This is a genomic window from Oryzobacter telluris (assembly GCF_043099285.1).
Lineage (GTDB): Bacteria > Actinomycetota > Actinomycetes > Actinomycetales > Dermatophilaceae > Oryzobacter > Oryzobacter telluris.
On record NZ_CP170723.1, the window covers coordinates 458693 to 463079 of the forward strand.

Sequence of the window (4387 nt, forward strand, 5' to 3'; positions counted from 1 at the left end):
CCCGCGGGTCGAGCACCTCCGGGACTGCGAGCCCGGGCACCCGCCGAAGGAGCGCCGATGACGAGCCCCCGCCCCGTCGGCACCCTCCCCGACGGCCGCACGGTCCTCGGCCACGTCCTCACGGCACCCGGCATCCGCCTCGAGGTCCTCGACCTCGGGGCCACGGTGCGCTCGCTGCGGCTCTCCGAGGACGAGGGCCCCGGCACCGAGGTCGTCCTCGGCCACCCCGACGTCACCGACCACGTCAGGGCGCCCCTGGAGTTCCAGGGCGCCGTCGTCGGTCGGTGGGCGAACCGCATCGCCGGCGCGCGCCTCGTCCTCGACGGGACCGTCCACGAGCTCGCGGCGAACGAGGGGACGACCTGCCTGCACGGCGGCCCGGACGGCTTCCAGCTGCGCACCTGGCGCTTCGCGGAGGCGACCGAGGACACCGCGACCCTCGAGCTGGTCAGCCCCGACGGCGACGCCGGCTTCCCCGGTCGCCTCGTGGCACGGGCCACGTACCGGGTCGCCCCCGGCGAGGTGACCATCCAGCTCACCGCGACCACCGACGCCCCCACGGTCGTCAGCCTGACCAACCACGCGTACCTCAACCTCGCCGGCGGCGGCACGGTGGCCGACCACGTCCTCACGGTGGAGGCCGACCACTGGCTCCCCGTCGACGGCGCCGGCATCCCCATGGGGGTCGAGCCGGTCGACGGCACCCCGTTCGACCTCCGCCGGCCCACCCGCGTCGGCGACGCCCTCGCCGCCACCCACCCGCAGGTGGTGGCGGCCGGCGGCCTCGACCACGCCCTGGCGACCAACGGCACCGGCCTGCGGCGCGTCGCCCGGCTCGAGCACCCGCCGACCGGCCGTGCCCTCGACGTCCTCACCGACCAGCCCTCGCTGCAGGTCTACACGGGCAACGCCCTCGACGGCACGCGCCGCGGGCACGGCGGAGCCACCCACCCGAGGCACGGCGGCATCGCCCTGGAGACCCAGCGGCCACCGGACGCCCCGAACCAGCCCGACCTCGGACCATCGGTGCTGCGCCCCGGCGAGGAGTACCGCTCGACGACGGTGTGGCGCTTCGGGCGCACCGCCTCCTGACGCGGGAACGAGAACCTCCCGCTCAGCCGACGAGGTGCTCGATGGCCAGCTGGTTGAGCCGGACGAAGCCGTAGTCGCGGCGCCCGGCGGCCTCGGGGTCGAAGTCGTCCGGGGTCGCGAGGAAGTCGTCCACCGACTCGCCCTCCGCCAGCGTGGGGGTCGCGAGGTCGGTGACGCCGGCGTACGCCCAGGCCTCGTGCACGCGCGGGTCGGCCCGGAACGCCGCGGCCTTCTCGGCGAGCAGGAGGTAGCTCGCCATGTTGGCCCTGGCCGACTCCCACACACCCTCCATGTGCTCGGTGCGCGAGGGCTTGTAGTCGAAGTGGCGGGCCCCGGTGTAGCGCGGGGCGTCCGGGCTGCCGGGGAAGCCGTTCTCGAGCAGGTCGACGGTGAAGAACGCCGAGGTGAGGTCGCCGTGGCCGAAGACGAGGTCCTGGTCGTACTTCAGGCCGCGCTGGCCGTTGAGGTCGAGGTGGAACAGCTTGCCGCTCCACAGCGCCTGCCCGAGGGCGTGGACGTAGGACAGGCCCGCCATCTGCTCGTGGCCGACCTCGGGGTTGAGGCCGACGATGTCGCCGTGGTCGAGCTCGGCGATGAGGGCGAGGGCGTGCCCGACCGTGGGGAGGAAGATGTCGCCGCGCGGCTCGTTCGGCTTGGGCTCCAACCCGATCCGCAGGTCGTACCCCTGGCTCTTGATGTAGCCGGCGACGGTGTCCAGGCCCTCCTTGTACCGCTCGAACGCGGCGTGGACGTCCTTCGACCCGTCGTACTCGCTGCCCTCGCGGCCGCCCCACATGACGAAGGTCGTGGCGCCCATGCGGGCGGCGACGTCGACCGCGCGCAGGATCTTGCGCAGGCCGAACCGGCGCACGCCGCGGTCGTTCGACGTCAGCCCGCCGTCCTTGAACACCGGGTGGCTGAACGTGTTCGTCGTGATCATCTCGATGACGAGCCCGGCGGCGTCCGTGGCCTGCTTCAGCCGGTCGAGCCGGGCGTCCTTCGTGGCGGTGTCGGCCTCGAAGGGGTGGACGTCGTCGTCGTGGAAGGAGATACCCCACGCGCCGAGCTCGGCCAGCCGGTCCGAGTACTCCCAGGGGTCGAGGGCGGGGCGGGTGGGGCCGCCGAACGGGTCGGTCCCCGTCCATCCGACCGTCCACAGACCGAACGAGAACCGGTCCTGCGGCGTGGGCTGGCGCGTCATCGCGTCTCCTGACGTAGTTTGTTGTGTCGTGCAACTTATCGTGGCGGACCGGTAGGGTCAACCCCGTGCCGCGCCCTCCTGGACCCCCGGCCGCGCGCCAGTCGGGACTGCGCGAGGCCAACCTCGCCCTCGTCCTGCGCACGGTGTGCGCCGCGCCGGAACCGCTGTCCCGGGCGGGCGTCGCCGCCGTCACCTCGATGACGCGCTCCACCGTCTCGCGGCTGGCCGACGCGCTCGTGGCGGCCGGCGTCCTCGACGAGCTCGACCCGCCGGCGACCGCCGGTCCGGGCCGACCCGCGACGCCCCTGGCGCCGGGCCGCGGGGTCCTCGGGCTCGGCCTGCAGGTCGACGTCGGACGGCTGGCGGTGCGCGTCCTCGACCTGCGGGGCGCCGTGGTCGCCCAGGTCGTGGTGGAGCGCGACCTCGCGGCGTCCGACCCGGTCGCCACGCTGGCCCTCCTCGCCGACCTCTCGCGCGGTGTCCTGGCCGGGCTCCCCTCTCGCGCAACGGTGGTCGGCGCGGGGCTGGCCCTGCCCGGCATCGTGTCGACCGCCTCCGGCACGCTCCTGCGCGCGCCGAACCTCGGCTGGTCCGACGTCGAGGTCGCGGCCCTGGTGCCGCGCGACGCGACGTCCGGGCTGCCGTTGCGGGTCGACAACGAGGCGAGCCTGGGCGCCCTCACGGTGGCCGAGCCGGCGCCGGGCCGCCCCGGGCCGCTCGCCGACTTCCTCTACCTCTCCGGCGAGGTCGGCATCGGTGGCGCCGTGGTGGTCGACGGGCGCGTCGTCGGAGGACGCCACGGGTGGGCGGGGGAGGTCGGGCACGTGTGCGTCGACCCCGCGGGACCGCGCTGCCGCTGCGGGTCCACCGGCTGCCTCGAGCTGTACGCCGGTCGGGTCGCCCTGCTCGAGGCGGCGGGGCTGCCCCCGGGAGCCACGACGCGAGAGCTGGTGTCCCGCAGCTCATCCGGTGATGCCGCGACCCACGCCGCACTGGGCCGTGCGGCCGAGGCCCTGGGGGTCGCGCTGGCCGGCGTCGTCAACGTCCTCGACGTCCCGGCCATCGTCCTCGGTGGCCACCTGGGGCAGGTCGGCGACTACCTGAGGCTCCCGCTGGAGGCCGCCCTGCGGGAGCGGGTGCTGTCCGCCCGGTGGGTGCCCCCCGAGGTCCGCACCGCCCCGGACGACCCCGCTCCCGGCGCCACCGGTGCCGCGCTGCGGGCGCTGGCCGACCTCCTCGAGGACCCGGCGCGCCACCTCCCCGTCACCAGCACCTGACGCCGCTGCGCTCGGCCCCGAGGGCCGAGCGCGAGGGTGCCCGGGAGGGGGTTGACAGCGGCGACGCCTCGCGCTTTACTCAACACCTCAGTTAATCAACCAAATGGTTAACAACAGGCCGAGGAGGTGCACAGGATGACGACCCCCACGACCGCGGGACCCGACCGGCACCGCCGGAACCGCGAGGCCGCCTTCGCCCGGCTCGACGCCCTGCTCGCCACCCTCGGCCCCCATCCCACCCCCATCGTGGACCACCAGAAGGAGCACGACATGAGCACCACGACCGGCACCAACACCCTCCGCCTCGACGTCCCCGCCGGCGTCCCGTGGATCGACTTCACCCGCGAGTTCGACGCCCCCGTGGCTGCGGTGTTCGAGGCGCACCGCGACCCCGAGAAGGTCCGGCAGTGGCTCGGCCCCCGCGGCTACGACATGCAGATCGAGTCGTGGGACTTCGTCTCCGGCGGCGGCTACCGCTACGAGCACGTCACCGACCACGGGACCTTCGGCTTCCGCGGCGTCTTCCACTCGGTGCGCGAGAACGAGTTCGCCCTCCAGACCTTCGAGTTCGACGGCGCCCCCGACGAGGTCGCGCTGGAGTTCATGTGGTTCGAGGACCTCGGCGACGGCCGCACCCGGCTTCGTGGCCGCAGCATCGGCCGCACCGTCGAGGGCCGCGACGCCATGGTCGCCTCCGGCATGGAGCACGGCATGGTCGAGAGCTACGAGCGCCTCGAGGAGCTCGTCACGGGCTGACCCCACGACGAGCCCACCGCCCCGCACCCCGGTCGACCCCACGGTCGCCGGGGTCGTGGCG

The 4387-nt window shown here is 74.5% G+C and carries 4 protein-coding genes; 3 read left to right on the forward strand and 1 reads right to left on the reverse strand.

Annotated elements, in window-relative coordinates; translation table 11 throughout:
* Window positions 1-57: 57 nt before the first annotated feature.
* Window positions 58-1092, forward strand: coding sequence for an aldose epimerase family protein (locus ACFLFB_RS02165; protein WP_392544067.1), 1035 nt, complete (start codon window positions 58-60; stop codon window positions 1090-1092).
* A 22-nt stretch (window positions 1093-1114) separates the two neighbouring features.
* On the opposite strand, the gene xylA is transcribed toward ACFLFB_RS02165, so the two are convergent.
* Window positions 1115-2293: a xylose isomerase gene (gene xylA, locus ACFLFB_RS02170; protein ID WP_392544068.1), complete on the reverse strand. Its 1179-nt coding sequence runs from the start codon at window positions 2291-2293 to the stop codon at window positions 1115-1117.
* 65 nt (window positions 2294-2358) lie between these two features.
* Here xylA and ACFLFB_RS02175 point away from each other — a divergent pair, with 65 nt between their 5' ends.
* Window positions 2359-3570 carry an ROK family protein gene (locus tag ACFLFB_RS02175; protein WP_392544069.1) on the forward strand — a complete coding sequence of 404 codons (1212 nt, stop codon included), beginning with the start codon at window positions 2359-2361 and terminating at the stop codon, window positions 3568-3570.
* A 135-nt stretch (window positions 3571-3705) separates the two neighbouring features.
* Window positions 3706-4326 (forward strand): SRPBCC family protein, encoded by a 621-nt coding sequence (locus ACFLFB_RS02180; protein WP_392544070.1) that lies wholly within the window; start codon window positions 3706-3708, stop codon window positions 4324-4326.
* Window positions 4327-4387: the final 61 nt, after the last annotated feature.

Excerpts from the sequence above, each read along its gene's own strand:
- ACFLFB_RS02165 (WP_392544067.1), top strand. The coding sequence starts at position 58 with ATGACGAGCCCCCGCCCCGTCGGCACCCTCCCCGACGGCCGCACGGTC.
- xylA (WP_392544068.1), bottom strand. The coding sequence starts at position 2,293 with ATGACGCGCCAGCCCACGCCGCAGGACCGGTTCTCGTTCGGTCTGTGG.
- ACFLFB_RS02180 (WP_392544070.1), top strand. The coding sequence starts at position 3,706 with ATGACGACCCCCACGACCGCGGGACCCGACCGGCACCGCCGGAACCGC.